General features: G+C 66.2%; 28 protein-coding genes. 8 read left to right on the forward strand and 20 right to left on the reverse strand.

Annotated elements, in window-relative coordinates:
* Positions 1-123: 123 nt before the first annotated feature.
* Complete coding sequence (locus tag IFT58_RS10990) at positions 124-1365, forward strand: DUF819 family protein (protein WP_192094932.1); 1242 nt, start codon at positions 124-126, stop codon at positions 1363-1365.
* Positions 1366-1537: 172 nt separating this feature from the next.
* Here IFT58_RS10990 and IFT58_RS10995 read toward each other — a convergent pair whose 3' ends face one another.
* The 5 genes from IFT58_RS10995 to IFT58_RS11015 are packed head-to-tail and all read right to left on the reverse strand — an operon-like array spanning position 1538 to position 4574.
* Positions 1538-2017 (reverse strand): hypothetical protein, encoded by a 480-nt coding sequence (locus tag IFT58_RS10995; protein WP_192094934.1) that lies wholly within the window; start codon positions 2015-2017, stop codon positions 1538-1540.
* A gap of 46 nt (positions 2018-2063) precedes the next feature.
* The gene (gene minE / locus IFT58_RS11000) at positions 2064-2324 is read right to left on the reverse strand and encodes a cell division topological specificity factor MinE (protein WP_188326485.1); all 261 of its coding nucleotides are present in this window, start codon (positions 2322-2324) and stop codon (positions 2064-2066) included.
* A 2-nt stretch (positions 2325-2326) separates the two neighbouring features.
* On the reverse strand, positions 2327-3136 hold the full coding sequence (gene minD / locus IFT58_RS11005) for a septum site-determining protein MinD (protein WP_188326486.1): 810 nt from the start codon (positions 3134-3136) through the stop codon (positions 2327-2329).
* Between the two features lie 36 nt (positions 3137-3172).
* A complete protein-coding gene (gene minC / locus IFT58_RS11010) occupies positions 3173-3964 on the reverse strand; it encodes a septum site-determining protein MinC (RefSeq protein WP_192081417.1) in 792 nt (263 codons plus the stop codon).
* A gap of 13 nt (positions 3965-3977) precedes the next feature.
* The gene (locus tag IFT58_RS11015) at positions 3978-4574 is read right to left on the reverse strand and encodes a GNAT family N-acetyltransferase (protein ID WP_192094936.1); all 597 of its coding nucleotides are present in this window, start codon (positions 4572-4574) and stop codon (positions 3978-3980) included.
* A gap of 140 nt (positions 4575-4714) precedes the next feature.
* Here IFT58_RS11015 and IFT58_RS11020 point away from each other — a divergent pair, with 140 nt between their 5' ends.
* The 4 genes from IFT58_RS11020 to IFT58_RS11035 all read left to right on the forward strand — a co-directional run bounded on the left by IFT58_RS11020 (position 4715) and on the right by IFT58_RS11035 (position 8304).
* Entirely contained in the window at positions 4715-5905 is a 1191-nt protein-coding gene (locus IFT58_RS11020; protein WP_188326489.1) for a sensor histidine kinase, read from the forward strand.
* Positions 5905-6546 carry a response regulator transcription factor gene (locus tag IFT58_RS11025; protein ID WP_188326490.1) on the forward strand — a complete coding sequence of 214 codons (642 nt, stop codon included), beginning with the start codon at positions 5905-5907 and terminating at the stop codon, positions 6544-6546. The genes IFT58_RS11020 and IFT58_RS11025 overlap by 1 nt, the downstream gene beginning before the upstream one ends.
* Positions 6547-6775: 229 nt before the next feature.
* A complete protein-coding gene (locus IFT58_RS11030) occupies positions 6776-7849 on the forward strand; it encodes an SRPBCC family protein (RefSeq protein WP_188326491.1) in 1074 nt (357 codons plus the stop codon).
* Positions 7850-7932: 83 nt separating this feature from the next.
* Positions 7933-8304, forward strand: a complete 372-nt coding sequence (locus IFT58_RS11035; protein ID WP_188326492.1) for a DUF423 domain-containing protein — start codon at positions 7933-7935, stop codon at positions 8302-8304.
* A 1064-nt stretch (positions 8305-9368) separates the two neighbouring features.
* On the opposite strand, the gene IFT58_RS11040 is transcribed toward IFT58_RS11035, so the two are convergent.
* The 6 genes from IFT58_RS11040 to IFT58_RS11065 form a co-directional block, all read right to left on the reverse strand.
* Complete coding sequence (locus tag IFT58_RS11040; protein WP_192094938.1) at positions 9369-10178, reverse strand: M15 family metallopeptidase; 810 nt, start codon at positions 10176-10178, stop codon at positions 9369-9371.
* Positions 10179-10258: 80 nt separating this feature from the next.
* On the reverse strand, positions 10259-10807 hold the full coding sequence (locus tag IFT58_RS11045) for a hypothetical protein (RefSeq protein WP_342029557.1): 549 nt from the start codon (positions 10805-10807) through the stop codon (positions 10259-10261).
* A 29-nt stretch (positions 10808-10836) separates the two neighbouring features.
* Positions 10837-12123: an alpha/beta fold hydrolase gene (locus tag IFT58_RS11050; RefSeq protein ID WP_249405673.1), complete on the reverse strand. Its 1287-nt coding sequence runs from the start codon at positions 12121-12123 to the stop codon at positions 10837-10839.
* Between the two features lie 2 nt (positions 12124-12125).
* On the reverse strand, positions 12126-12302 hold the full coding sequence (locus IFT58_RS11055; RefSeq protein WP_188326495.1) for a DUF4177 domain-containing protein: 177 nt from the start codon (positions 12300-12302) through the stop codon (positions 12126-12128).
* The gene (locus tag IFT58_RS11060) at positions 12299-12478 is read right to left on the reverse strand and encodes an Arc family DNA binding domain-containing protein (RefSeq protein WP_188326496.1); all 180 of its coding nucleotides are present in this window, start codon (positions 12476-12478) and stop codon (positions 12299-12301) included. The genes IFT58_RS11055 and IFT58_RS11060 overlap by 4 nt, the downstream gene beginning before the upstream one ends.
* Before the next feature lie 21 nt (positions 12479-12499).
* Positions 12500-13378 (reverse strand): SPFH domain-containing protein, encoded by an 879-nt coding sequence (locus IFT58_RS11065; protein WP_192094940.1) that lies wholly within the window; start codon positions 13376-13378, stop codon positions 12500-12502.
* Positions 13379-13510: 132 nt separating this feature from the next.
* On the opposite strand from IFT58_RS11065, the gene purT reads away from it, so the two are divergent.
* Positions 13511-14695: a formate-dependent phosphoribosylglycinamide formyltransferase gene (purT, locus tag IFT58_RS11070; RefSeq protein ID WP_192081413.1), complete on the forward strand. Its 1185-nt coding sequence runs from the start codon at positions 13511-13513 to the stop codon at positions 14693-14695.
* A 368-nt stretch (positions 14696-15063) separates the two neighbouring features.
* Here purT and IFT58_RS11075 read toward each other — a convergent pair whose 3' ends face one another.
* Both IFT58_RS11075 and IFT58_RS11080 read right to left on the reverse strand, forming a co-directional pair.
* Positions 15064-16281 carry an endonuclease/exonuclease/phosphatase family protein gene (locus IFT58_RS11075; protein ID WP_192094942.1) on the reverse strand — a complete coding sequence of 406 codons (1218 nt, stop codon included), beginning with the start codon at positions 16279-16281 and terminating at the stop codon, positions 15064-15066.
* 38 nt (positions 16282-16319) lie between these two features.
* Positions 16320-17075 (reverse strand): arginyltransferase, encoded by a 756-nt coding sequence (locus IFT58_RS11080; RefSeq protein WP_188326500.1) that lies wholly within the window; start codon positions 17073-17075, stop codon positions 16320-16322.
* Positions 17076-17232: 157 nt separating this feature from the next.
* Here IFT58_RS11080 and IFT58_RS11085 point away from each other — a divergent pair, with 157 nt between their 5' ends.
* A complete protein-coding gene (locus IFT58_RS11085) occupies positions 17233-17802 on the forward strand; it encodes an EF-hand domain-containing protein (protein WP_192094944.1) in 570 nt (189 codons plus the stop codon).
* Positions 17803-17876: 74 nt separating this feature from the next.
* Here the strand turns inward: IFT58_RS11085 and IFT58_RS11090 are convergent, their stop codons facing one another.
* The 5 genes from IFT58_RS11090 to IFT58_RS11110 all read right to left on the reverse strand — a co-directional run bounded on the left by IFT58_RS11090 (position 17877) and on the right by IFT58_RS11110 (position 21931).
* Positions 17877-18119, reverse strand: a complete 243-nt coding sequence (locus IFT58_RS11090) for a hypothetical protein (protein WP_192094946.1) — start codon at positions 18117-18119, stop codon at positions 17877-17879.
* A 192-nt stretch (positions 18120-18311) separates the two neighbouring features.
* Positions 18312-19532 (reverse strand): sigma-70 family RNA polymerase sigma factor, encoded by a 1221-nt coding sequence (locus IFT58_RS11095; protein ID WP_192094948.1) that lies wholly within the window; start codon positions 19530-19532, stop codon positions 18312-18314.
* A 114-nt stretch (positions 19533-19646) separates the two neighbouring features.
* On the reverse strand, positions 19647-20171 hold the full coding sequence (locus IFT58_RS11100) for a pathogenicity-like protein (RefSeq protein ID WP_188326503.1): 525 nt from the start codon (positions 20169-20171) through the stop codon (positions 19647-19649).
* A 13-nt stretch (positions 20172-20184) separates the two neighbouring features.
* Positions 20185-21093 carry an acyl-CoA thioesterase II gene (gene tesB, locus IFT58_RS11105; protein WP_188326504.1) on the reverse strand — a complete coding sequence of 303 codons (909 nt, stop codon included), beginning with the start codon at positions 21091-21093 and terminating at the stop codon, positions 20185-20187.
* A 61-nt stretch (positions 21094-21154) separates the two neighbouring features.
* Positions 21155-21931, reverse strand: a complete 777-nt coding sequence (locus IFT58_RS11110) for an enoyl-CoA hydratase/isomerase family protein (RefSeq protein ID WP_192094950.1) — start codon at positions 21929-21931, stop codon at positions 21155-21157.
* Positions 21932-21965: 34 nt separating this feature from the next.
* On the opposite strand from IFT58_RS11110, the gene IFT58_RS11115 reads away from it, so the two are divergent.
* Positions 21966-22418 (forward strand): copper chaperone PCu(A)C, encoded by a 453-nt coding sequence (locus IFT58_RS11115; RefSeq protein WP_192094952.1) that lies wholly within the window; start codon positions 21966-21968, stop codon positions 22416-22418.
* Between the two features lie 179 nt (positions 22419-22597).
* Here IFT58_RS11115 and IFT58_RS11120 read toward each other — a convergent pair whose 3' ends face one another.
* Together IFT58_RS11120 and uvrA are read right to left on the reverse strand one after the other, a co-directional pair.
* Positions 22598-23005 carry a thioesterase family protein gene (locus tag IFT58_RS11120; protein ID WP_188326507.1) on the reverse strand — a complete coding sequence of 136 codons (408 nt, stop codon included), beginning with the start codon at positions 23003-23005 and terminating at the stop codon, positions 22598-22600.
* On the reverse strand, positions 23005-26007 hold the full coding sequence (uvrA, locus tag IFT58_RS11125; protein WP_192094954.1) for an excinuclease ABC subunit UvrA: 3003 nt from the start codon (positions 26005-26007) through the stop codon (positions 23005-23007). The genes IFT58_RS11120 and uvrA overlap by 1 nt, the downstream gene beginning before the upstream one ends.
* Positions 26008-26161: the final 154 nt, after the last annotated feature.

The raw sequence follows: 26161 nt of genomic DNA on the forward strand, positions 1-26161 counted from the left end.
CCGTTTGAAGCGCCGCTCCTCGGGGCGGCGCTTTCCTGTGAGGTAGAGCCGACTTCAGTCGGGTGCCATTCCGTTTCACTGACAGCAGCCGACTGAAGTCGGCTCTACCGGGTGCCTGCGTCCATGCCTTCGACTCCCTTGATCCAGAACGACATCGTCGTCTTCGGTTTGATTGCCGCTACCCTCGGTGCGGTGTTCTGGACGGCTTCCCGCGAGCAGGGGCTGTGGAAACGGTTCTACGCCTTCGTGCCGGCGCTGCTGCTGTGTTACCTGCTGCCCGGCATCTACAACACGGTGGGCCTGATCGACGGCCAGAACACCAAGCTGTACAACCCCATCGCCCGCGACGTGCTGCTGCCGGCCGCGCTGGTGCTGCTGACCCTGGCGGTGGACATCAAGGGCATCCTGCGGCTGGGGCCGAAACTGGTGCTGATGTACCTGGGGGCGTCTGCCAGCATCATGATCGGTGCCGTCGTGGCGTTCCTGCTGATGCGCGCGCTGCACCCTGAAACGGTCGCCGGCGATACGTGGGCCGGCATGGCGGCGCTGGCCGGCAGCTGGATTGGTGGCGGCGCGAACATGCTGGCGATGCGCGAAGTCTTCGACGTCAATGCGACCACGTTCGGCCAGTTCGCGGTGGTCGATGTCGGCGTGGGCTATGTGTGGATGGCCGTGCTGATCTTCCTGGCCGGGCGTTCGGCGAAGATCGATGCGCGCAGCGGGGCCGACACCACGCCCATCGATGAGCTCAAAGAACGCATCGCCCGCTTCCAGGCCGAGCACGAGCGTGTGCCGACCTTGACCGACCTGATGCTGATCGTGGCGGTGGCCTTTGGCGGTGTGGGCCTGGCCCATGCGCTGGGCGCGCCCTTGGCGGCGTGGTTCAAGCTCAATGTCAGCTGGGCATCGCAGTTCAGCCTGGACGCGCCGTTCGTCTGGGTGGTGGTGCTGTCCACCACGTTGGGCCTGGCCCTGAGCTTTACCCGGGCACGCACCCTGGAAGGTGTGGGTGCATCGCGCGTCGGCTCACTGCTCCTTTACTTCCTGATCGCCTGTATCGGCATGCAGATGGACCTGCTGGCGCTGCTGGACCGGCCGTGGTTGTTCCTGCTGGGCATCATCTGGATCGCGGTGCACATCGTGCTGCTGTGGCTGTTGGCGAAGCTGCTGAACGTGCCGTTCTTCTACTTCGCCATCGGTTCGCAGAGCAACATCGGCGGGCCGGCGTCGGCACCGGTGGTCGCCGCGGCATTCCATCCGTCGCTGGCGCCGGTGGGCGTGCTGCTGGGCACGATGGGCTACGCGACCGGCACGTACCTGGCCTACGTGGTGGGCATTACATTGCGGGCGCTGGCGGGGCAGTAGTTTTTTCGTCTTTCGTGGTGGGACCAGGCAGAAGCAGGTAGCGCCGAGCCATGCTCGGCGGAATCCATCCGTGCCCGTCAGCAGAAAGCCGCCGAGCATGGCTCGGCGCTACCGCTTTTGCGTTTGCTTTTCTTCCCGCCCTCGGCCCACCCGCACACACGGACACACCCGCTCAGCCGACCAACAACCCCCGTTCGACCAACCATGCGCGCGCGTCTTCGGCGTCCTGCTCGAACCAGGCGCGGGTGGAGCCCAGCCGGTAGGTGTAGCCCCAGGCATCCATGTCCGCCATCAGGCGGTCGCTGCCCACGCCGGGCAACTGCCCGGCCAGCACGATCTGCAGATAACAGGTGGCGTCTTCTTCGGGCACCGAATCGGTGGCGTCGGTGTGCACCAGCGCGCGGCGCTCCGGCGGCAGCACGATCAGATGGCAGGACTCGTGCAGCATCGAATGCACCGGGGTGTCATCGCGCACGTAGACATTGCTGGCGATGATGCCTGCCTCCGGCTCCCCCCAGTAACTGCCGGGGATCGGTTCCCCCGCCGCCACATGGTGCAGGTGCAGGCCGTGCGTGGCGAGCAGGCACGCGGCATCGGCGAAGGCGATGTCGCCCACGCAGGTGACGATGGGATCGGATGCAGGATCGGTCATGGCAGGTATCGACCCCGTCCGCACCGGGTGCGGACGGGGCAAAGAATCAGGGCTTGTCAGGCCCTTCGGGCAGGGCCACGGAAATATCCAGCACGTCGTGCTGTCCATCCTTGACCAGGTCCACCCGTACCGCATCAACGTCGATGTTGACGTACTTGCGGATCACTTCCAGCAGCTCGCGCTGCATCAGCGGCAGGTAATCCGGACCGCCGCGATGGCTGCGTTCCTGCGCGATGATGATCTGCAGGCGGTTCTTCGCGGTCTCGGCGGTGGTCTTCTTCGCTTTCAGGAAATCGAACAGGCCCATGCTTACCCTCCGAACAGCTTGCTGAAGAAGCCCTTCTTGTCTACGGCGGTGAAGCGCATCGGGCGGTCTTCGCCCATGATGCGCGCGACGGCATCGTCATAGGCCTGGCCGGCCGGTGAGGTGCCATCCAGAATGACCGGCTCGCCCTTGTTGGAGGCATTGAGCACGTCGCCCGATTCCGGAATCACGCCGATGGCCTTCAGGCCCAGCACTTCTTCCACGTCGGTGATGCTGAGCATTTCGCCAGCTTCCACCCGGGTCGGGGTGTAGCGGGTCAGCAGCAGGAAGGCGGGTACGTCCTGGCCGTTCTCGGCCTTGTGGGTCTTCGAGTCCAGCAGACCGATGATGCGGTCCGAGTCGCGTACCGACGACACTTCCGGGTTCACCACCACGACGGCGCGGTCGGCGAAGTACATGGCCAGGAACGCGCCTTTTTCGATGCCGGCGGGCGAATCGCAGATGACGTACTCGAAGCCGTCGGCGGCCAGATCCTTCAGGACCTTGCCCACGCCTTCCTGGGTCAGTGCATCTTTGTCACGCGTCTGCGAGGCCGCCAGCACGTACAGGTTGTCAAAGCGCTTGTCTTTGATCAGGGCCTGCTTGAGGCTTGCTTCGCCATGCACGACGTTGACGAAGTCGTACACCACGCGGCGCTCGCAGCCCATGATGAGGTCAAGGTTGCGCAGGCCGACGTCGAAGTCGATCACCGCCACCTTTTTGCCACGACGTGCCAGGCCGCAGGCAAGGCTTGCGCTGGTGGTGGTCTTGCCGACGCCGCCCTTGCCGGAGGTGACTACGATGATTTCAGCCAAAGGACTTCTCCTGCTCTAGTTCTGGTTGGGGCTGCGTCAATCAAGCGCAGCGATCATGATCTGGTCCTGTTCCAGCCAGACCTGCACGGCCTTGCCGCGCAGGTTGTCCGGTACATCGTCCAATACCTTGTAGTGGCCGGCAATGGCTACCAGTTCGGCATGGAAATCGCGGCAGAAAATACGCGCCGCGGTGTTGCCTTGGGCACCGGCCAGCGCGCGTCCGCGCAGGGTGCCGTAAATATGGATGCTGCCATCGGCGATGACTTCGGCGCCGGCGCCCACGGTCGCCATCACCGTCAGGTCGCAGTTTTCCGCGTACAGCTGCTGGCCCGATCGTACATTGGCCAGTTGCATGCGGCCCGGCTTCGGTGCACCGCCGGTGGCCGGCGGGGGCGCCGCCAGCGCTGCGCTTGCCGCCGCCGCACGGCGCGGTTCACGCGTCGGCGCGGGCGCAGCAGCAGCAGGGGCCTGGCGTGCCGTTACCGGCTCGGCATCCCCGCGTTCGTACTGGGCGCGGAACTTGGCCAGCAGCGGCAGGCCAAGCTGCTGGGACAGCAGCTCGATTTCCGACGTGCCGTAGGCCAACGCCACCGGCAGCACGCCGGCGCCGCGCAGCCCGTCCAACAGCGCCTGCGCACTGGCAACATCCGGTGCGCGGGTCAGGCCGCCGAAATCCAGGATCACCGCGGCGCGGCCGAACAGCTTCGGCGCCCGCGTGACCCGCTCGTTCATTTCCTGCACCAGCCGTTCGACATCCATCGTGCGGATGCGCAGGTTGGCAATGCCCACCTGGCCGATCTTCAGCTCACCGGCCTGTTCGTAATCCATGTTCACCGCCACCTCAAGTACCCGTCGGCTGCTGTGCGTGCGCCGGCAACTGCCGGCCACGCGCCCATGCCACGTCTGGCAGCTTGCCGCCGTAGGTATCACTCACCCAGGCGTAGCTGCACAGTTCCTTGGCCAGCATGCTGGCGCGTACATCGACGTGCGGCATGGTGTTCTGGCCCAGTTCGCGGAAGCCGAAGCTGCCGTGGAAGAGCAGTGCCGCATCGGCGCCGTGGTCCTGGAAGACCTCGCACGTCATCTGCGGGTAGCGCAGTTCGGCATAGCTCTGCGCATCGGCGTAAAACGCCCGCCCGACACCGCCGCCACGCCGACGGCTGGCGACCACGATGCGGTCGATATAGAAGAATCCGCTGTCCAGGTGCTGCTTGAACCAGGCGAAGTTGCTGCTGTCGTGATCGCTTGCGCTGCCGAACCCGATCAGGAAGCCGGCAAGGTTGCCGTCGCGCTCGGCGACGCGGAAATATTCGGCCGTTTCATAGAACAGATGCAGCCGGTGCGCGTCCAGCGGCAGGATCGCCAGGCCGGCATTGTTGTTCAAGGCCAGGACGGAATCGAGCTCATGCTCGCGCACGTCGCGGATGACAATCGACATTGTGACTCCGTGGGGTGGTGCGTGTGGCCCGTTTCCGGACCGCTCCCATTGATTATTGCATGGGGGGACCGTCGCCGGGGGAATCCGGGGCATGACTTCCGTGGGAGTGACGCGGGCCGGGTTCAGCCTAAGATGCAGGGATGTTGGGAGCCCTCAGTCATACCCGCGTCCTCCGTCTGGCCGGCCTGTTCACCTGGGTCATGGTCGGCCTGCCGCTGGTTTATTCACAGATAGAGAACCTGCAGCGGCAAGGCGCTGACAACGGGCCGGCCATGCTGTTGTTCGGTGCCTACCTGGTGTTCGGCGGGGCCTACTTCCTGCTCACCCGTGATCTGCGCAGTGGGGGCCACGCCAGCTGGATGGACCGCGGCATGCTCGTGCTGCTGACGATTTCCGCGCTCGGCGTCAGCTTCCTGAGCGGCTCGGGGCTGGGCAGCATCCTGATGATGGTCGCCGCCGGAGTGATCCCGTGGATGCTTGCCGCGCACTACGGCGTGATCTGGCTGCTGTTGAGCCAGTTGGCGGTGGCGCCGGTGTACTACGTGCTGCTGCGCTTCCCCCTGTTCGAGGCGGTGATGCAGTCGCTGCTGTACGGCGGGTTCTCGATGTTCATCTTCGTCACCAGTCTGGTGGCCCGACAGCAGACCGATGCCCGTGAAGAACAGCGTCGTCTGAATACCGAGCTGCGCGCCACCCGTGTACTGCTGGCCGAAAGTGCCCGCGTCAACGAGCGCACGCGCATTTCCCGCGAGCTGCATGACCTGCTGGGCCACCACTTGACCGCGCTCAGCCTGAATCTGGAGGTCGCCGGTCACATCACCGAGGGACGCGCGCAGGAACACGTCCATCAGGCGCACACGCTTGCGCGGCTGCTGCTGACCGATGTGCGCGAAGCGGTCAGCCAGCTGCGCGACAGCGGCGCGATCGATCTGGCGGCGGCGCTGCGCCCGTTGACCCTGCGCGTACCGGCGCTGGAGGTGCACCTGGACGTGCCCACGCCCCTGTATGTGGAAGATCCCGAGCGCGCCCATGTGCTGCTGCGCTGCACCCAGGAAATCATCACCAATACCGTGCGCCACGCCGGTGCGCGTAATCTGTGGCTCAAGGTCCGCCGGGAAGAGGGCGGAGTGAGCCTGGAAGCACGCGACGATGGTGCCGGCACGGACGGAATCGTGGTAGGTAATGGCCTGCGCGGAATGCGCGAACGCCTGCAGCAATGCGGCGGGCAGCTGGAGATTGAAACCCGCCGTGGCGAAGGCTTCTGCCTGCGTGCCACGGTTCCCGGTGTTCCGGCCTTGGCGCTGAGCACTGCACCTGAAGGAGTTCGTTGATGATTCGCGTATGCCTGGTCGACGACCAAACCCTGGTGCGGCAGGGAATCCGCTCGCTGCTTGCACTGGACGATGGCATCGAAGTCATTGCCGAGGCGGCCGACGGCCGGCAGGCGGTGGAGCTCATTCCGCAGGTGAAGCCGGACGTCGTGCTGATGGACATGCGCATGCCGGCGATGTCGGGGCTGGAGGCGCTGCAGATGCTGTCCAAGCTGGGGCAGTTGCCGCCCACCATCATCCTCACCACCTTCGACGATGACCAGCTGGTGCTGGCGGGGCTGAAGGCCGGTGCGAAGGGCTATCTGCTCAAGGATGTGACCCTGGACCAGCTGGTCGGGGCGATCCGCACGGTGTCCGAGGGCGGTTCGCTGGTACAGCCGGCGGTGACCCAACGGCTGCTGTCCGGACTGGAGCACATGCGCAACGAGTTCGTCAGCCTGGACCGGCCGGACCCGTTGACCGATCGCGAGACGGAGATCCTCCGGCTGATGGCCAGCGGCTTCTCCAACAAGGAGATCGCCAATTCGCTCGGCGTGGCCGAGGGCACGATCAAGAACCACGTTTCCAACATCCTGTCCAAGCTCGGCGTGCGCGACCGTACGCGCGCCGTGCTCAAGGCATTCGAGTTGCAGTTGGTGTGAAAAACCTTGAATGACAAGGGTTTGGCGATAAACTGAACGACCCCCTGAAGGGGACCCCCTACTGGTGGGTAGCGGATGTGCGCTACCCTTCGGTCCCTTGTATGTACAAAACGGTTGCCGGCACGGAAACCGGTACGCCAAAACCAGATCTACAACGCCAACGAAGCTGCTAGGATTGGCGCTTCGCTTCAATCAACCCGGCCGTGGGATCGGCCCCGGAGACTTCTGAATGACCCGTATTATCGAGTTCCTGATCGCTTTGGGGATCGTGGCTGGCCTGTTCGTCATCATCGGCGTGGTCTTGCCGGGCCAGCGCCATGTTTCGGAAAGCATCGAAACCAACCGCAAGATGACGATCGTGTTCGACACGGTGAACAGCTTGCGCCGCTTCAAGGATTGGAACCCACTCCTGCTGCGTGATCCCGCTGCCGAACTGAAGTTCTCCGGCCCGGCTGCCGGCGTCGGTGCCACCTTGGATTACACCTCCAAGGACCTGGGCAACGGCACCTGGAAGATCACCGAGAGCGAAGAAAACAAGCGCGTTGCAATCGCTGTCGACGATGCCACCAAGGGCAGCGACAAGGTGACCACGTTCCTGCTCGAGCCGACTGGCAAGGGCGGCCGCAACGTCAAGATCACCCAGGATTACAGCGTCAACTACGGCTTCGATCTGTTCGGTCGCTATGCCGGCCTGTACGTCAGCCGCCACATCGGTGACGACCTGAAGCTGGGTCTGTCGCGCATGGCGAACATGCTGGCCACGGTGCCGAACATCGATTACCGCACCGCCGAAGCACCGTTGAACGACCTTGCCATCGTGGATGTCCCGGCCGAAGATCTGCTGGTCGTCAACGCGGGCAACGTGGATCGTGGCGAAGCCACCATCACCAAGTCCATCGCTGACAACGAGGAGTGGATCAAGCGCGTGATGGAAGCGAACAACCTGGAAGCTGCAGGTCCGTTCCGCCTGATCACCACCGATTTCGGTGCAGAGAAGTACGCCTTCGACGTGGCCCAGCCGGTCAAGAAGAAGGGCACCGAGGGCGTGTCGGCTGAAGAGCTGACCGTCAAGATCGACGGTGGCGCGCCGGTGAAGTACGTCCGCGTTGCACCGCACCGCTCGGCCCATGCGACCTTCACCGGTCACATGGCTGGCCTGGACATTGCCCGCAATGCCCTGCGCGCCTGGTCGGTGACCGGCGGCAACGAAGTGATCGACCGCCCGTACGAAACCTGGAATGGTGGCGTGCAGAAGTCCTTCACTGCAGAAGGTACGTACGACATCTATTGGGCCGTCAAGTAAGCCTGGACGCCTGATGTAACGTACGAACGAAAACGCGCCGCTCACTGCGGCGCGTTTTTTTTTGTAGTGCCCAAGGAGTCGCTATGTTTTCCATGGATCGACGTACCCGCAGGCCCTCGTTGCTGGCCTGCATCGGCGCGCTGTTGGCCGCAGCGTCCATCGGCGTGTCTGCCTACGCCTCGCACGGTGTCAGCGACCCGCTGGCGCAGCAGCACCTCAACATGGCCGCGCTGTATGCGTTCGCGCACGGTGCGGTACTGGTGGCATTGGGGCCGCGGGCGAGCACGTTCTTCGCGCAGTTGGGGTTGTGCGTGCTGCTGCTGGGCACGTTGTTGTTTGCCGGCAGCCTGGCCGGCAACGCGCTCTGGCAGTGGCCGACACGCTTCGCACCGATCGGCGGCAGCGCATTGATGCTGGGGTGGGTGCTGGTGGCGGTAGACGCCTTGCGGCGCTGAGTGATCTGGTAGCGCCGAGCCGTGCTCGGCGGAGGTGTCAGACGCCGCTGCGCTCGCCGAGCGTGGCTCGGCGCTACCGATCACGGGCATTTCGGGACCAGACCGATCACGGGCATTTCGGGGCCGGCCGTTGTAGCGCCGAGCCGTGCTCGGCGGAGGTGGAAGGCACCGCTGCGCTCGCCGAGCGTGGCTCGGCGCTACCGATCGCGGGCACTTCGGGGCAGGCTGTTGTAGCGCCGAGCCGTGCTCGGCGGACGTGTCAGACGCCGCTGCGCTCGCCGAGCGTGGCTCGGCGCTACCGATCACGGGCATTTCGGGACCAGACCGATCACGGGCATTTCGGGGCCGGCCGTTGTAGCGCCGAGCCGTGCTCGGCGGAGGTGGAAGGCACCGCTGCGCTCGCCGAGCGTGGCTCGGCGCTACCGATCGCGGGCACTTCGGGGCAGGCTGTTGTAGCGCCGAGCCGTGCTCGGCGGACGTGTCAGACGCCGCTGCGCTCGCCGAGCGTGGCTCGGCGCTACCGATCACGGGCATTTCGGGACCAGACCGATCACGGGCATTTCGGGGCCGGCCGTTGTAGCGCCGAGCCGTGCTCGGCGGAGGTGGAAGGCACCGCTGCGCTCGCCGAGCGTGGCTCGGCGCTACCGATCGCGGGCACTTCGGGGCAGGCTGTTGTAGCGCCGAGCCGTGCTCGGCGGACGTGTCAGACGCCGCTGCGCTCGCCGAGCGTGGCTCGGCGCTACCGATCACGGGCATTTCGGGACCAGACCGATCACGGGCATTTCGGGGCCGGCCGTTGTAGCGCCGAGCCGTGCTCGGCGGAGGTGGAAGGCACCGCTGCGCTCGCCGAGCGTGGCTCGGCGCTACCGATCGCGGGCACTTCGGGGCAGGCTGTTGTAGCGCCGAGCCGTGCTCGGCGGACGTGTCAGACGCCGCTGCGCTCGCCGAGCGTGGCTCGGCGCTACCGATCACGGGCATTTCGGGGCAGGCTGTTGTAGCGCCGAGCCACGCTCGGCGGACGTGTCAGACGCCGCTGCGCTCGCCGAGCGTCAATCAGGCGCGTTTCAGGCGCCGGCCGGGTGCCATCGCCAATGCCATGGTTCGTAGACGATGCCATGCGGGTTGCCCTGCGGGTAACTCATCCGGAATCCATGCCGGTGCGCATGTTCCTGCAGCCAGGCGAACGCCGGGCTGTGCTCGAACGACGTTTCCGCAGGCGGCTCGCCGGGTGTGCCGATGTCCAGCGCCATGCCACTGTGATGCTCGCTGAAACCCGGCGCCGCGTTCACCTGCAGAATCTGTTCGACCTGCTGCCCGCGGGCCCGCTTGCGTTCGAAAATTCCCAGTTGGTACGCATGGCTGCGGTAACCGGAAATCGCGTCCAGGGCGACGCCGTTGCGTGCTGCCTGCAGGCGCATGCGTCGCCACGCCAGGGCGGCCGCTCGACGCAGCCAGAGGGGGCGATGGAAACGGTCGCGACCGGCGTAGTGAAGCAGTACCGGTTCCGGCTCAAGCATCAGGCCACTCTGGTCCGCGTACGCATCAGCATCCAGCCCAAGCGGCTCGAGCCGATCCCGCAGGCCCTGCGGGGACAGCAGGTGCGTGTCCAAGGCGCCCGCGCCGCGTGCAGGATCCAGCCACGACAGCGCGTCGAGCGCCTCGGCGGTTCCGGGTTCCCGTGGCAGCTGGGCGATCAGCGAATGCACGCCCTGATCGAGCACCGCGGCAAGATAGCGGCCGTCGCGCTTGCGCCGGAGCACCCAATCCGCCCGCGCCAACAGGCGCGCATCGGCATTGCCGTGGGCGCGCAGCAGCGGGGCGGGCCACACTTCGATGGCGTCGGTGTTCAGCAGCAGGGGGATCGAGCGGTGCATGCGGTCAGCTTAGCGCGAAGCGCCGTGGGGGGCAGCCTGGGCAGGCCGCTCGGTGGCCCCGACCATGGCGCAGCCCCCGCTCACCCGCGATCGTTACGCAGCGCCTGCAGCAGCTGCTGTGGCTGCTCCACGCTCAGCAGCAGGGTAGGCCCCTCGCGCACCGGGATCACCAGCACCCGGCGCAGGTCGGTCACCAGGGCGAAGCCCTTGCCGCCACCGCGCAGGCGGTAATGGCCGGAGTGGAAGCCGGGCAGGCTGTATGCATTCGTCCTGCACTGCAGCCCTTGCCGCCGGTCCCGCGTCATGTCGATCACCACGGCTTCGTCCAGTTGCATGTCCAGGACGGCCGTGCGGCGGCGATAGAACGTGGACCACACCGTCAGCACGCCATTGTCCAGCTGCACCCGGCGCTGGAAGTACTTCCAGCAGAGCACGCCAGTGACGGTGATCGCCACCAGCAGACTCCATCCGGGGCTGCCCCCCATCGTGAAGTAAGGGGGCGAGGCGGTGATGTCGAAGATGAGCGTCGAGAAGGGCGCCGGTTCGCGCAGGTGCCACGCCGTCACGCCGATGAAGGACAGCATGGGCAGCAGGATCCAGAGCAGGCGCAGTGCCGAATCCTCGCTCACGTCGAAACAGCGGGGGTCGCTGCCGCCGCTCACTTCTGCGCCTCGATCCAGGTGGCGATGTCATCCACCAGCTGATCATCGACGTGGCCGGCCTGCGTGTATTCCTTCAGCGAACTGGGTCCGGTGCCGGCGACGCCGATGTGGTTCAGGGCCGGATAGCGCTTCCAGGCGACGTCGTTGCGTCCCTTCAATGCGGCTTGCCACAGCGCCCAGTCGGTGTCGGTGATCTGGAAGTCGCGCCCACCGTGGACCAGCAGCAGCGGTTTGCGCAGGGCCTTGGCATCGGCGCGTGCATCTACTGCTTCGATGCTCTTCCAGAAGTGCTGGGGCACGCCCAACGGCAACGTGTTGGCGGCAGCAGGCACGTCGCTGCGCGCAGCGGCGATCTGTGCGTCCAACGTGTCGAGGAAGGCCTGTTCGGGGGCAGTGATGTCACCGTCCAGCCCCAGCAGGTAGCGGTTCTGTTCGGGCAGCAGGTCCAGCAGGCCGCGCGCCGGCGCTGCCCACATCACCACGCCGCGTGCCTGCGGCCAGCGGCTGGCGATGCGCGGTGCCAACATGCCGCCCTGGCTGTGGCCCAGGACGAACACACGGCGGCCATCGATGCGGGGATCCGCGGCCAGTGCGGTCAGTGCCGCGACGGCGTCGTCGGTGGTCTCGTCATTGATGTCGAACGGCTGCTGGAAATCCTGCGGGCGGGCGAGGGTGCGCTTGTCATAGCGCAGTACCGCGATGCCGTGTGCCGCCAGGCCGCGCGCGATGTCCAGGAAAGGACGGTTGCCGCCAACGGTCTCGTCGCGGTCCTGCGGGCCGGAGCCGTGGACCAGCACCACCGCGGGGAAGGGGCCCTTGCCCTTGGGCAGCGCCAGCGTGCCGGGCAGTGCGCCGCGCTGCTGGGGAACGCTGAACTCCAGCTCCAGGAAGCGGGCGTCCGCTGCGGGCGCGGGTGCCTTCGCGGCCGGGGCAGGGCGCAGCAGCAGGCCGGCGATGTTGTCCTGTGGGTCTACCGCGATCTGCGCGATCAAGGCCGCGCTGGCGAACTGCAGCGGAACCTCCACCATCTGCATTCCCTGCTGCGTACTCACGCGTGCATCGCCGCGCTGTTGCAGATCACCCAGTGATTGCCACAACGCACGCAGCTTGGCAGCGGGCACGGCAGCGCGCATCTGCGGGGTGAACATGGATTCGGCGTCGTCGACACGCCCTGCCTGCAGGTGGTCGAGCAGTTGCACCGCGCGCGTCGCCGGTTCGCCTGCACAGGCCAAGCCGGCAGACAGTGACAGCGCCACGGCGAGCATCGTGCGATAAAAACGCATGCTCAGGCCTCCTTCTTGAAGACCAGGATCATCGGATTCAACGGAGCGAAGACGATGTTGACCAGCTCCCAGCCGAGCTGCCCCTGTCGATTCAGTTCCGTCTGCACTTCATCGACCTTGAAGCCGCCCATCAGGCCGGGCTTGATCTCGATGGTTTGATAGGTCCAGCGCTTGCTCATTCCTTGTGCTCCTTCGATGGGGGGGATTTGGGCAGCCGCCCGGCCTTGCGCAGCGCATCGCGCAGCACGTATTCGATCTGGGCGTTGAGGCTGCGCAGCTCGTCGTCAGCCCAGCGCTGCGCCGCGGCCAGGACATCGGCGTTGATGCGCAGTGGATAGGCTTTCTTCTCGCTCATGGAAACTCCTGTGACACCGACTCAGTACAGCGATCCGGCATTGATGACCGGCTGCGTGCCGCGGTCAGAACACAATACCGTCAGCAGGTTGCTGACCATGTGCGCTTTGCGCTCTTCGTCCAGCTGCACCACACCGTTCTTCTGCAGTTCGCTCAGTGCCATTTCCACCATGCCCACCGCACCGGCGACGATGCGCGTGCGCGCGGCGATGACCGCGTTGGCCTGCTGCCGCTGCAGCATCGCCTGGGCGATCTCGGCGGCGTAGGCCAGATGGCTGATGCGCGCATCGATGATCTGCACGCCGGCATCGGCCAGCCGCTCGGCCAGCTCGTTCTTCAGGTGCAGGGAGATCTCGCTGGCATGGCTGCGCAGGGAAAGCTGGCCTTCTTCATGCTGGTCATACGGATAGCTGGTTGCCATCGCGCGCAGCGCGGATTCGGACTGGATATGCACGAAGCTCTCGTAGTCGTCCACGTTGTAGACGGCTTCGGAGGCATCCACCACCTGCCATACGATCACGGCCGCGATCTCGATCGGGCTGCCGTCGAGCTCGTTGACTTTGAGCTTGCCGCTTTCGAAGTTGCGTACGCGCTGGCTGACACGGCGCTTGGCATAGAAGGGGTTGTTCCAGCGCAGGCCGTTGTCTTTCACCGTGCCGACATACTTGCCGAACAGGCTCAGCACAGCCGCCTGGTTGGGCTGCACGGTGTACAGGCCGATCAGCGGCAGCACCGCCACCATCATCAGCAGCACACTGCCCAGCAACAGGACCGGGCTGGGGCGCATTCCATTCGCACCGGTGATGCCGACCAGGAATGCAACGCCTGCAATGCCGGCGATGCCCAGAATGGCGGCCAGTACGGCCAGGCCATTGATGGAGCGGATGGGCTGTTCTTTCATGGCGATACGTCCTTGAGGTGTCTGGTCTGGAAGATATCAAATTGATATCACTGTGCAAGTTCCGCTGTTCGGCCGGAAGGCCGGAGCGGCTAGAATGCCCCTCCGCCATCAGCTCGCCGTTGGATCGCCGCCATGTCTGCATTTGGAACCCCCCTGTCGCCCTCCGCTACCCGTGTATTGCTGCTCGGTTCGGGTGAACTCGGTAAGGAAGTGGCGATCGAACTGCAGCGGCTGGGCGTGGAAGTCATTGCTGCCGACCGCTATGCCGATGCGCCGGCGATGCAGGTCGCGCACCGGGCGCATGTGATCGACATGCTGGACGGCATGGCGTTGCGTGCGCTGATCGCAGAGGAAAAGCCGCATCTGGTGGTGCCCGAAATCGAAGCCATCCATACCGAAACGCTGGTCCAGCTGGAACAGGAGCAGGGCCTGCGCGTCGTGCCGACGGCGCGTGCCGCGCGGCTGACCATGGACCGCGAAGGCATTCGCCGGCTGGCAGCAGAAACGCTCGGCTTGCCGACCTCGCCGTACCGTTTCGTGGATACCGAGGCAGAGTATCGCGCGGCCGTGCAGGCCATCGGGCTGCCGTGCGTGGTCAAGCCGGTGATGTCGTCGTCGGGCAAGGGGCAGAGCACGCTGCGCAGCGAATCGGACATCGCGCCGGCGTGGGCGTATGCACAGACCGGTGGTCGCGCCGGTGCCGGCCGCTGCATCGTTGAAGGCTTCATCGACTTCGAGTACGAGATCACCCTGCTGACCGTGCGCCACGCGGGCGGCACCTCGTTCTGCGCGCCGATCGGCCACCTGCAGAAGGATGGCGACTACCGCGAGAGCTGGCAGCCGCAGGCGATGACGGCCGCGGCGCTGGCCCGCGCCGAGCAGATTTCGCAGGCCGTCACCGATGATCTCGGGGGCTGGGGGTTGTTCGGCGTCGAACTGTTCGTCAAGGGCGACGAGGTGTGGTTCAGCGAGGTCTCACCGCGCCCGCACGACACCGGCCTGGTCACGTTGGTATCGCAGGAACTGAGCGAGTTCGCTTTGCACGCGCGGGCGATCCTCGGCCTGCCGATTCCGGTGATCCGGCAGAGCGGACCGAGTGCCTCGTGTGCGCTGCTGGCACACGGCGAAGGCGTGCCGCACTTCGCCGACGTCGCCGCCGCGCTGCAGGTGCCGGATACCGCCGTGCGCCTGTTCGGCAAGCCCAGCGTGCACGGCCATCGCCGCGTCGGCGTCACCTTGGCCCGCGGCGAAAGCACGGATCAAGCGCGCGCCATTGCCCGCGACGCCGCCGCCGCCATCGGCGTAAGCCTGAAGTAGGGCCGCTGCTGTCTTTGGTAGGGAGAGCCGACGGGTAGATCCGACCGGGTAGAGCCGACTTCAGTCGGCTGCCGTTAGGCGGACTCGCAGAGCAGCCGACTGGTAGAGCCGACTTCAGTCGGCTGATGTTATGCGGACGCGCGGAGCAGCCGACAGGTAGAGCCGACTTCAGTCGGCTGCCGTTATGCGGACTCGAAGAGCAGCCGACAGGTAGAGCCGACTTCAGTCGGCTGATGTTGTGCGGACTCGCAGAGCAGCCGACTGAAGTCGGCTCTACCGAGGTGGGCTGCCGTTGCGTGGACTCGAAGAGCAGCCGACTGAAGTCGGCTCTACCCGTCGGCTCTACCGGTCGGCGCTACCCCTCAGCGTTACCGGACGTCGGCCCAGACGAGGTGGTGGTCGCTGCCGTCTGCGATGCGGGACTCGGGGCTGCCTTCGGCGGGCCAGAAGACGCCGCCGCCGTGGTACGCGAAGCCGACGGAGGGCAAGACGTAATCCAGCCGCATCGTGCCCGACTTCGGGCCGAAATCGCCGGTTGCGTGCTGCGGGGCGCCACGGCGGGTGATGCCTTTGGCGGCGTAGGCCAGGCTGGTCTGCTCACCGCCCACGCTGGAGGGGGTGGCGTGGCGCAGCACGCGCGGGTGTTCCAGCAGTTCGACAATCGCCTCGTGGCGGCCATCGCCGTCCACCGGATCATTGTTGAGGTCACCCAGGATCACGAAGCGGGCATCCTGCGCCAGGCCGCCGCAGCGCTTCTGGTCATCGCACAGCCACGAGGTATCACCGGCCGACAGGTAGGCCTGCCACAGCTTCAGTTCGTCATGGTTGCGCGCGGCATTGCGCTTTTCCGGGCCGTCGAACACCGGCGGGGTGGGGTGGGATACCAGGGCGTGCACCACGCCGGACGGGGTCTGTACCGGCACGTCCCAATGCGATTTGGACGACAGCCGCAGCTGGGCCCATACCGCGTCGCTGTAAAAATGCGTGCCAGTGCGCGGATCCACCGGGCGGATCGCTCCGGGCAGGGCGCTCCACTTCAGCAACTGGAAGCTGCGCACCTTGGCTTCATCGATCGGGTAGCGCGACAGCACCAGCATGCCGTACTGGCCGGGGTGCAGGCCGTAGCCCCATGCATCGTTGCCGCGGCTGCGGCCCTCCCCGCCGATTTCGCCGTTGTTGTCCAGGTCCAGCCCGCTCTGCACGCCGGTATTCACCGGGGCCAGGTAGCGGTAGGCGAAATGCAGCGGCTCACCGCCGCCGTCCTGCGCGACCTCCAGATAGCGTTTCTGGAACAGATCGGCAGCCCGATGGGCGTCGTCGAAGTCGAACTCGTTGAGCAGCACCAGGTCCGGGCGCACCTGCTGCAGTACCGCTGCAATCTTGCGCGCATGCACGCTGTCGCCTTCCAGTTCGGCGATCAACCCCCCGGTCTCGTCCGAGTACAGCGAGGTGTTGTAGGTGGCCAATCGCAGGGGGGAGGCGGCGTCGGGCATCGTGGCGGTACGCTCGGGGGTCTGCGCGCAGCCGCCGCACAGCAGGGCCAGGGCGACGGTCAGGGCAGGGAGGCGGAAGGCGGGAATTTTCATGGTCGGTATTGTGCACCGGCGCCTGTGTCAGTGGCTTGTCAGCGACCGGCCAGTTCCAGGTCGAACTCGTTCCAGCGGCGTCCGTCATAGGCTTCAAGCGGGCGGAACCTCCGCTTGTAATCCATCTTCAGGTGGTCGCGTATCCAGTAGCCCAGGTAGAGATGAGGCAAGGCCTCGCGGCGCGCCCATTCCACCTGCTGCAGGATCGCGAACGTGCCCAGACCGCGCTGGGCGTGGTCCGGATCGAAGAACGTGTAGACCGCCGACAGGCCCTGCTCGGTCACGTCGGTGACCGCCACCCCGATCAGGGCGCCGGGACCGCCCTGCGGCGGCGGCAGGCGGATTTCCATGAAGCGGGTGTGCGACCAGCTGCCGATCAGGAACTGCTCGAACTCGTGCGGGCCGTGGCTGTCCATGCCGCCGTTGGCATGCCGGTGCGACAGGTAGCGGCGATACAGCGCGAACAGTTCGTCGCTGGCAGTGGCGGCGGTGATGCGGATTTCCAGGTCAGCGTTGCGCGCGGCGCAGCGGCGCTGGCTGCGGTCGGCGGCGAAGCGCTGCACCGGGATGCGCACTGCTACGCAGGCATGGCACTGCGCACAATGCGGCCGGTAGACCAGATCGCCACTGCGCCGGAACCCCCAGCTGAGCGCCATCGGATACAGGCCACCCAGCCGGCGGTCGTGCGGGTCCAGCACCAGGTCGCGCGCGGTTCGGTCCGGCCAGTAGCCGCACGGGTGCTCGCCGGTCTGGAACAGGCGCAGGTCGTCGTCTCGGTTGCCATGTAGTGCCATGCGGACAGCATAACTTCTGGCTGTCGCATCAGCCGCGACTGTCTGCCTGATGAACGCGGCGGGGTGGCCGGTCAACCGTGGCTCCGCCCGGGCGTTGTTCGTATATCGAGGGTGACAGACATGCACCCCCGGTACCCCCTTCTACTGGAGCGACACCATGACCCTGCGTACCCCCCTGCTGCTGGCCCTGCTGTTCAGCACCTCTGCTACCGGCATCGCACTGGCCGCGGACGCGCCGCCCGCTCCGCAGCGTCCGGCCAAGCTGGACACCAACAACGACGGCTTCGTGGATCGTGCCGAAGCGGCCGCGTCGCCGCGTCTGGTCGCGCGTTTCGACCAGATGGACGCGAACAAGGACGGCAAGCTGTCGCGCGAGGAAATGCCGCGTGGCAAGCACGGCCACCGCGGCCCGGGCCGCGGCCACGCCGAGCAGCTGGCAAAGCTGGACACCAACAAGGACGGCCGCATCAGCCGTGAGGAAGCCAAAGCCGATCCGCGCTTGGCCGAACGCTTCGATCAGATGGATATCAACAAGGATGGTTTCCTGGACCAGGCCGACCGCGAGCTGCGCATGAAGCAGCATCGGGATGCCTGGTTCACAGCGGCCGATACCAACAAGGACGGCCAGTTGAGCAAGGCCGAGTTCGATGCAGCGAAGGGCCCGATGCACGGTCCCCGCGGCCAGGGCCGGGGACCGGCGGGTCCGGCTCGCCCTGCAGCCAAGTAACCGCGAAGCACAATGGCCTGCCATCGTCGGGCATCCGACGATGGTAGGCGCTCGTTGCCGTTACCCCTGACGGGTTATGGAAGGATCGCGCCTGGGTTGCAGCGGACGCGGTCCTTGCTGATAGGCAGGTTCAGGGGACTGCTCTTCAGCAGAATGTAGCCCTTGTCCACGGCCTCTGCGTTTGAATTGGCGCTGACCTGCACCTTGAGTCCGGGGTGTTTGGTATCAAAGCAGATAAAAGACGAGGCGCGTTCCGATGCAGTCGCCGTAAGGCAGGCAAGCATCAGGGTAGAAAGCGCTGCGGCGCGCAGGATCATTGTCGATCTCCTTGAATCATCGGGATGTGCGCCGGAACGAATCATCTGGGCGCGTGACCAGCTTGACTGCACACATCGCCGAGAGCATTGAGGAACAATGCAGATTCCGATTGGGAGAAAGCATCTGAAAACGGTGCTGACGGCCAGCGGATACGCAGCGCAGTGACGCCCTTCGGTCGCTGCCGCTTTGAACTACAGCGAACCGTTTCTCCACAGCAACGCCCCGACCACGATCAACGCACCCAGGCCGGCGCCCAGCATCCCCTGCTTGCCGTACATCGCTTCGTACGTCCAGTTCCGCTTTCCCTGCCGTCCGCGCCGTTCGGCATCCCGGTCGATCAGCGGCTGCATGATCTGCCGCAGTGGAACCAGACACTGCCAGCACACCAGCGACAGGCCTGCGAACAGAGCGAACAGACCCACCCACACCGGTGCCGCCAGCAGCGAAAGCGCCAGCACGGTGATGCAGACCACGAGCGCAGTGAGCGTGTTGAGATACACGAAACGCCGGATCTGCGTGCGTTCCTGCGGCGATTCCGCGAATGACATCAGGTAGCGACCGCCGAGGTAACTGAAGGTCGTACCCCCCACCACGGCGCCGATCGTCGCGCCCACGCTGAGTTGGTCCGCAAACACCGGCAGCTGGGATGCCGCTGCGGTCAACGAACCCAGCGCCGTGCCACCGGTCGCACTGGCGCCGCCCAGGCCGAGCTTGGTGCCGCCCGCGCCCACGGTACCGAGCACGATGGCTGCGCTGGCCGTACCCGGCGCCACCACCATCAGCGTCGACACCACTGCTGTAGCGAAGGCGGCGCTGGGCGCCGTGCTGCGGGCGAACTCGCCGAAGCGTTGCAGCAGTCCCTCGCGCACCATGCCGCGCGCGCGCGACAGGCGCTTGCGTACCGCCGCGTCACTCAGGCCCAGCAGGTTGGCTACGTGCTGCGAGCGCTGGCCCTCGCGGTAATACAGCAACAGCACTTCGCGGCTGTCTTCAGGCAAGGCGGAGATGATGTCTTCGGCCGCCGTTTCTTCTTCGATCTGTTGCAGGCGGTCGGCTGCATCGGGCGATGGATCGGCCGCCATCTGGATGGCCAGATCGGCCGCATCGCCGGACAGGGGGCGACCGCGCTGACGGCGCAGCCAGTCACGGGCGAGGTTGCGGGTGATCTGCCGCAGCCACGGCATGAAACTGGACGGATTGCGCAGCGTCTGCAGTTGCTGCCAGCCGCGGACAAAGGCGTCCTGGGCGATGTCTTCGCTCGCCTCGCGATCACGGGTGATGGCCAGGGCGATGGCGGTGACCGTGTTCTGGCACGCCTGCACGATGCGGCCATACGCGTGCTGGCAGCCCTCTGCGGCGGCCGGCAGTTCGCGGTGCAGGACATCATCGAAGGGTGCGGCAACAGTCGTCATGGGCGGCGCTCCTGCGGGGATTGTGTCCCAAGACGAAGCGGCACGGCGAATGTGACCGCCCGGTAGTGACGGCCGCTGGCCGTCAGCGTTGACGGCCAGCGGTCGTCTTCGCGGTCAGCGTTGCGGGGCGGCTGGCTGGATGCGCACGCGGACTTCTTCTTCCTCTTCCGGCGCGGCGGGCGGGGTCGGTGCGGCAGGCTGCGGCTGGGCGGCGGGAGCAGGTGCGGCGGGAGCAGGCTGCGGGGCCTGTGCGCCGCGATGGCCCATCGCGATGAACAGCGCGACGCCGGCGATCACCACCAGCAGGGCGATGCGGATGCGCCACGCCCAGCCGCGGCCGCTGGTGGCAGCGGCGGGTTCGCGGAAGGCGAATTCCGCGGTCGGATGGTCGCGGCGCGTGGTGTCGAGCAGCCGTGCATCACGCAGGATTTCGCGCGCCTTCGGCTGGTCGTCGGCCCGCACCACCCACACCGTGGGCGGTCGGATGTTCTTGTTCTGGTCGAGGTAGCTGAACTGGCCGCGGCGTTTGGTGTGGTACGTGCGCCCATCGGTCACACGTACTTCGATGTCATGGCTGCGCAGCAGTTCGGCCACGCCCTCCACGGTTTCCACGCGCTGGCTGCTGAATATCTGTCTCATGGGATGGGGTCCTTCAGTCCTTCGCCGGTACGGCGGCTGCGGCGACGCTGTCGGGCACCACGCGGATCAGGCCTTCCTGTGCCGTGCTGGCGACCAGCCGACCCTGGCGGTCGAAGAACTGGCCGCGTGCCAAGCCGCGCGAATCCTGTGCGCTGGGACTGTCCAGCGAATACAGCAGCCAGTCGTCGGCGCGGAACGGCCGGTGGAACCAGATGGCGTGATCCAGCGAGGCCATCTGCACGTGCGGCTGGTAATAGCTGATGCCGTGCGGGAACGTTGCCGTGCCCAGCAGGTGGAAGTCCGATGCATAGGCCAGCAGCGCCTGGTGCAGCTCCGGGGAATCGCCCACCGGCTCGCTCAGGCGGAACCAGACCTGGTGATACGGCGGGCGCTTGGGCGGGTTGAGTTCATCGCGCGGATAGACGTGGCGGAACTCGAACGGACCGCCGCGTGACAGCCAGCGCTGCACCTTGATCGGCAGCCGCTCCAGCACGTCCTGCGGCAGCGGGCGGTTGGGTTCCAGGTCTTCCGGCTGCGGCACTTCCGGCATCTTGTGCTGGTGCTCGGCGCCGTGCTCGGCCTGCTGGAACGAGGCCGCACAGAAGAAGATCACCTTGCCGTGCTGGATGGCGGTGACCCGGCGTACCGAGAAGCTGCCGCCGTCCCGGGTGCGGTCGACGTCGTACACGATCGGATGGTCGATGTTGCCCGCCCGCAGAAAGTAGGCGTGCAACGAATGGACGTGGCGGCCGTTCTCCACCGTGGCCTGTGCTGCAGCCAGGGCCTGGCCCAGCACCTGTCCACCGAACACATACTTGGTGCCGATGTCGCGGCTCTGGCCACGGAACAGGTTGTCTTCCAGCCGCTCCAGGGTGAGCAGGTCGATCAGTTCGGAGACGACGGGTTCGTGCGTGTCGTTCAAGAGGGACAGCCGGTGTCAGGACAGGGAGCGATTATAGCGGGGACGCCCCCGGACCCACGGTTCATTTACCCAGCCGGGCGACCAGTTGCTGCAAGGCCTGCTGCGCATCGGGCGCATACCAGGATTCGATGAAGCGATCCAGCTGGATCAGGTCCGGATGCAGGGCTTCGTGCAGCTCGGCGCGGGCGATGGCCCGGGTCAGCAGCATGGGCTGGCGCGGCATCTTCAGCAGCCGCTGCAGCCACGCCACGGCGCGGGCCACCACCAGATCGCCGTCCGCCAGCTCATCCACCAGGCCGATCTGCAGCGCCTGCTCGGCCGGCACCATCGCCGCAGTGGTAAGCAGGATGCCGGCGCGGTGGACGCCTACGGCACGGCGCAGCAGGCGCTGGATGCCTTCAGGCGCGACCAGGCCGACCTGCACCTCGTTCAATCCGATGGTGAAGGGCTGGGCAGGGTCCATGCTGCGCGCCATCACCCGGTAGTCGCAGCACAGCGCCAGCACGCAGCCCCCTGCCGGCGCGTGGCCGGTCAGCGCGGCCACCACCGGGATGCGGCTCTCGGCCAGCGTGCGCACCGCGCCGAAGAACGCCTGCCAGCTGTCCAGCAGGGCACGCTGGTCATCGCCATGGGCCATCAGGTGCGGCACGTCCATGCCGCCGGTGAACACGCGCTCGTTGCCGGACAGCACCAGTCCGTGCACGTCCTCGGCCATGGCCTGTTCGATCGCGTGGATCAGCTGCCGGCACAGCTCGGTGTCGAGCGCATTGACCGGCGGCCGCGCCAGGCGCAGTTCGCGAATGGGGCCGTGGTTGTACACCTCGATGAGGGTGGTCATGCTGCGATCTCTTGCCGTGAGGGAACGTGGTCCGATGATAACCAAACCATTCGTTGGCGTACTGTTCGGGATCTGCGCCTGGGCTGCGCCCCTTGTGGGCTCCGCAGCGACGGTGACCTGCCTGGAAGTAAAGGAGGGCTGGGCGCGATTGCCGCCGACCGCCTCCACGCCGATGACCGCCGGCTACGGGAAGATCCGCAACGGATGCGGCAAGGCCATCACGGTGGTGGGCGCGCACAGTGCGGCCTTCGCCGATGTGTCGCTGCATGAAACCCGGGTGCAGGGCGATGTCAGCCGCATGCAGCACCTGCACCATCTGGCGATACCGGCGGGCGCGACGATCGAATTGAAACCCGGTGGCATGCACCTGATGTTGATGCAGGCAACTGGCGCAGTGAAAGAGGGGCAGGCGGTGCCGGTCGTATTGGCGCTGGACGGCGGTGACGAAGCCAGCATCACCCTGCAGGTGCGGAAGGCCGCCCCCTGACACCCCGCAGTCGTGCGGACGGATGCCGGGTAGCGCCGAGCCACGCTCGGCGAGCGCAGCGGCAAGGTCTACGTGCAGGAGCCGCCGAGCACGGCTCGGCGCTACCGGGGTGGTGTCTGTAGCGCCGAGCCACGCTCGGCGAGCGCAGCGGCGGGTGTACGTGCAGAAGCCGAGGCCGCTCAGGTCGAGGCGTTGCGCACTGCGTCCGGCAACGGCGCGCTCTTGCCGGTCTGCGTATCCATCCACACCACCACCACGTTGCCATCCGAGTACAGGCGCGTTTCGTCCTGCTGGTCGACGATGCGATGGCCGATGGTGACGCTGCTGTTGCCCAGCCGCTCCACGAACAATTCCACCAGGATGTCGTTCGGCCACACGAGCGGCAGCCGGTAGTTGACGTTGGTGGCGGCCACCACCGGCGCGATGCGGTCGGTCATCGCCACGCCTTCCACGCCCAGCATCCAGCGCACGCGCGCTTCTTCCAGGTACGAGATGTACTTGGCGTTGTTGACGTGGCCCATGCTGTCCATGTCGCGCCAGCGCACGCTGATCGGTATGCGGGCGAGGATCTTGTGCTCGTTGCTCATCAGGCGTCCTTCTTCTTGCGCGTCGCGGGGGTCTTGGTCGCGGCGGACTTGGTCGTGGTGCCGGTGCTCTTGGCGGCGGCAGCCTTCTTCTTCGGTTCCGGCTTCACCTTGCGCGGCGGGCGGGCATCAGGCTTGTTCGCCACCGCGGCCGGCTTGTCCGGACGCGCGGTGATCGAAGGCAGCATCTTCGCCAGGAACTGGCCGGTGTATGAGGTCGGGCAGGCTGCCACGTCTTCCGGCGTACCGGTGACCAGGATCGTGCCACCGCGGTGGCCGCCTTCCGGGCCGAGATCGACGATCCAGTCGGCGGTCTTGATGACATCCAGATTGTGCTCGATCACCACCACCGTGTTGCCTTCGTCGCGCAGCTTGTGCAGCACGCCCAGCAGCGCTTCGATGTCGTGGAAATGCAGGCCGGTGGTCGGCTCATCCAGGATGTACAGCGTGCGCCCGGTATCGCGGCGCGACAGTTCCTTGGACAGCTTCACGCGCTGTGCTTCACCGCCGGACAGCGTGGTCGCACTCTGCCCCAGCTTGATATAGCTCAGGCCCACGTCGACCAGGGTTTCCAGCTTGCGCGCGATGCTCGGCACCGGCTCGAACAGCTTCAGCGCATCTTCGACGGTCATCTGCAGCACGTCGTTGATGTTGTAGCCCTTGTACAGGATCTCCAGCGTCTCGCGGTTGTAGCGCTTGCCATGGCAGACATCGCACGGCACGTACACGTCCGGCAGGAAGTGCATTTCGACCTTGATCAGGCCATCGCCCTGGCAGGCTTCGCAGCGGCCACCGCGCACGTTGAAGCTGAAGCGGCCCGGCGAGTAACCGCGCGCACGCGATTCGGGTACCTGTGCGTACAGCTCGCGCAGGGGCGTGAACAGACCGGTGTACGTGGCCGGATTCGAGCGCGGGGTGCGGCCGATCGGCGACTGGTCGATGTCCACGACTTTGTCGAACAGGTCCAGCCCGTCGATTTCCTTGTACGGCGCGATGTCATGCGATGCGCCGTTGATCTCGTTGGCGGCCAGCGAGAACAGCGTGTCGTTGATCAGCGTGGACTTGCCCGAGCCGGACACGCCGGTGATGCAGGTCATCAGGCCCGCCGGAATCGCCAGGTCGACGTTCTTCAGGTTGTTGCCGCTGGCGCCGCGCAGGTGCAGGGTCGTCTTCGGATTCGGCTTGTGCCGGCGTGCCGGGATCTCGATCCCGCGCTTGCCTGACAGGTACTGGCCGGTCAGCGAACGGGGCGAGTCCAGGATGTCCTGCAGGGTGCCCTGGCCGACGATCTCGCCACCGTGCACGCCCGCGCCCGGACCGATGTCCAGCACGTAGTCGGCCAGACGGATCGCATCTTCGTCATGCTCCACCACGATCACCGTGTTGCCCAGGTCACGCAGGCGGGTGAGGGTGCCAAGCAGGCGTTCGTTGTCGCGCTGGTGCAGGCCGATGGACGGCTCATCCAGCACGTACATCACACCGACCAGGCCCGCGCCGATCTGCGACGCCAGGCGGATGCGCTGGGCCTCACCACCGGACAGGGTATCGGCCTTGCGTTCCAAGCTCAGGTAATCCAGGCCCACGTCCACCAGGAAGCCGAGGCGTTCACCGATTTCCTTGACGATCTTGCTGGCGATCTCGCCACGCCAGCCCGGCAGGCTCAGCGTGTTGAAGAACGTCAGCGCCTCGTCGATCGGCATCACCACCAGGTCCGGCAGCGGACGGTCGGCCACGAACACGTTGCGCGCGGCGCGGTTCAGGCGGGCGCCCTTGCACTCCGGGCAGCTCTGCTCGCTGATGTACTTGCCCAGTTCTTCCTGCACCGCCGACGATTCGGTTTCCTTGTAGCGGCGTTCCAGGTTGGGAATGATGCCCTCGAAGCGGTGCTTGCGCTGGGTGCGCCCGCCTGCCTCGGTGAAGTAGGTGAAGCTGATGGTCTCATCGCCGCTGCCGTACAGCACGGCTTTCTGCACGTTGGCCGGCAGCGTGTTCCAGGCCGCATCCACATCGAACTTGTAGTGCTTGGCCAGCGAGGCGATCAGCTGGAAGTAGTACGCGTTGCGACGGTCCCAGCCGCGCACGGCGCCGGCCGACAGCGGCAGCTCCGGGTGCACGACCACGCGGGACGGATCGAAGAACTCGGCCATGCCCAGGCCATCGCAGCCGGGGCAGGCGCCCATGGGGGCATTGAACGAGAACAGGCGCGGCTCCAGCTCGGGCAGCGAGTAGTCGCAGACCGGGCAGGAGTACTTGGACGAGAACAGCGCGGGCGCCGCATCGGCTGCGTCCAGCGACTGCACCGACACCATGCCGTCACCGAGCTTCAGTGCGGTTTCAAAGCTTTCGGCCAGGCGCTGCTTGATGTCATCGCGCGGGCGGAACCGGTCGATCACCGCCTCGATGGTGTGCTTCTGGCGCAGCGCCAGCGGCGGCACTTCGTCCACTTCGTACAACACGCCGTCCACGCGCACGCGGACGTAGCCCTGCGCACGCAGCTGGTCGAATACCTGCGCATGCTCGCCCTTGCGGTCGCGGATCACCGGCGCCAACAGCATGTAGCGCTGTTCCGGATCCAACGTCAGCACGTGGTCGACCATCTGGCTGACGGTCTGTGCCTCCAGCGGGTAGCCGTGGTCCGGGCAGCGCGGGGTGCCGACGCGCGCGTACAGCAGGCGCAGGTAGTCGTAGATTTCGGTGATGGTGCCGACGGTCGAACGCGGATTGTGCGAGGTCGACTTCTGTTCGATCGAGATGGCCGGGGACAGGCCTTCGATGTGGTCCAGGTCCGGCTTTTCCATCACGCTGAGGAACTGGCGGGCATAGGCCGACAGGGATTCGACGTAACGGCGCTGGCCCTCGGCGTAGATCGTATCGAACGCCAACGAGGACTTGCCCGAGCCGGACAGGCCGGTGATCACGATCAGCTTGTCACGCGGCAGATCGAGGTCGATGTTCTTGAGGTTGTGCGTCCGCGCGCCGCGGATGCGGATGAAATCCATCGCCATGGGGGATCCGGTAGTGGGGACTTGGGCTGGGGCCCGGCCAGCAGGAAGGGCGTCGGGGACGGCAATCAAGCAGCCTACCGAGCAGACCAGATGGGGGCAATGGGCGACAATGCCAGCCGCCAGTCGCATGGGATGAGATTGCCAGTCAGGGTGA

Origin of the sequence: Stenotrophomonas sp. CFBP 13718, assembly GCF_014842145.1 — a bacterium.
Taxonomy (GTDB): Bacteria; Pseudomonadota; Gammaproteobacteria; order Xanthomonadales; family Xanthomonadaceae; genus Stenotrophomonas.

Excerpts from the sequence above, each read along its gene's own strand:
- IFT58_RS11090 (WP_192094946.1), bottom strand. The coding sequence starts at position 18,119 with ATGATCCTGCGCGCCGCAGCGCTTTCTACCCTGATGCTTGCCTGCCTT.
- IFT58_RS11120 (WP_188326507.1), bottom strand. The coding sequence starts at position 23,005 with ATGAGCAACGAGCACAAGATCCTCGCCCGCATACCGATCAGCGTGCGC.
- uvrA (WP_192094954.1), bottom strand. The coding sequence starts at position 26,007 with ATGGCGATGGATTTCATCCGCATCCGCGGCGCGCGGACGCACAACCTC.
- IFT58_RS11030 (WP_188326491.1), top strand. The coding sequence starts at position 6,776 with ATGACCCGTATTATCGAGTTCCTGATCGCTTTGGGGATCGTGGCTGGC.
- IFT58_RS11050 (WP_249405673.1), bottom strand. The coding sequence starts at position 12,123 with ATGCGTTTTTATCGCACGATGCTCGCCGTGGCGCTGTCACTGTCTGCC.
- IFT58_RS11035 (WP_188326492.1), top strand. The coding sequence starts at position 7,933 with ATGTTTTCCATGGATCGACGTACCCGCAGGCCCTCGTTGCTGGCCTGC.
- IFT58_RS11100 (WP_188326503.1), bottom strand. The coding sequence starts at position 20,171 with ATGAGACAGATATTCAGCAGCCAGCGCGTGGAAACCGTGGAGGGCGTG.
- IFT58_RS10990 (WP_192094932.1), top strand. The coding sequence starts at position 124 with ATGCCTTCGACTCCCTTGATCCAGAACGACATCGTCGTCTTCGGTTTG.
- IFT58_RS11095 (WP_192094948.1), bottom strand. The coding sequence starts at position 19,532 with ATGACGACTGTTGCCGCACCCTTCGATGATGTCCTGCACCGCGAACTG.
- IFT58_RS11085 (WP_192094944.1), top strand. The coding sequence starts at position 17,233 with ATGACCCTGCGTACCCCCCTGCTGCTGGCCCTGCTGTTCAGCACCTCT.
- IFT58_RS11110 (WP_192094950.1), bottom strand. The coding sequence starts at position 21,931 with ATGACCACCCTCATCGAGGTGTACAACCACGGCCCCATTCGCGAACTG.
- IFT58_RS11060 (WP_188326496.1), bottom strand. The coding sequence starts at position 12,478 with ATGAGCGAGAAGAAAGCCTATCCACTGCGCATCAACGCCGATGTCCTG.
- minE (WP_188326485.1), bottom strand. The coding sequence starts at position 2,324 with ATGGGCCTGTTCGATTTCCTGAAAGCGAAGAAGACCACCGCCGAGACC.
- IFT58_RS11040 (WP_192094938.1), bottom strand. The coding sequence starts at position 10,178 with ATGCACCGCTCGATCCCCCTGCTGCTGAACACCGACGCCATCGAAGTG.
- IFT58_RS11065 (WP_192094940.1), bottom strand. The coding sequence starts at position 13,378 with ATGAAAGAACAGCCCATCCGCTCCATCAATGGCCTGGCCGTACTGGCC.
- IFT58_RS11080 (WP_188326500.1), bottom strand. The coding sequence starts at position 17,075 with ATGGCACTACATGGCAACCGAGACGACGACCTGCGCCTGTTCCAGACC.
- IFT58_RS10995 (WP_192094934.1), bottom strand. The coding sequence starts at position 2,017 with ATGACCGATCCTGCATCCGATCCCATCGTCACCTGCGTGGGCGACATC.
- minC (WP_192081417.1), bottom strand. The coding sequence starts at position 3,964 with ATGGATTACGAACAGGCCGGTGAGCTGAAGATCGGCCAGGTGGGCATT.
- IFT58_RS11015 (WP_192094936.1), bottom strand. The coding sequence starts at position 4,574 with ATGTCGATTGTCATCCGCGACGTGCGCGAGCATGAGCTCGATTCCGTC.
- purT (WP_192081413.1), top strand. The coding sequence starts at position 13,511 with ATGTCTGCATTTGGAACCCCCCTGTCGCCCTCCGCTACCCGTGTATTG.
- IFT58_RS11025 (WP_188326490.1), top strand. The coding sequence starts at position 5,905 with ATGATTCGCGTATGCCTGGTCGACGACCAAACCCTGGTGCGGCAGGGA.
- IFT58_RS11020 (WP_188326489.1), top strand. The coding sequence starts at position 4,715 with ATGTTGGGAGCCCTCAGTCATACCCGCGTCCTCCGTCTGGCCGGCCTG.
- IFT58_RS11115 (WP_192094952.1), top strand. The coding sequence starts at position 21,966 with ATGATAACCAAACCATTCGTTGGCGTACTGTTCGGGATCTGCGCCTGG.
- IFT58_RS11075 (WP_192094942.1), bottom strand. The coding sequence starts at position 16,281 with ATGAAAATTCCCGCCTTCCGCCTCCCTGCCCTGACCGTCGCCCTGGCC.
- IFT58_RS11055 (WP_188326495.1), bottom strand. The coding sequence starts at position 12,302 with ATGAGCAAGCGCTGGACCTATCAAACCATCGAGATCAAGCCCGGCCTG.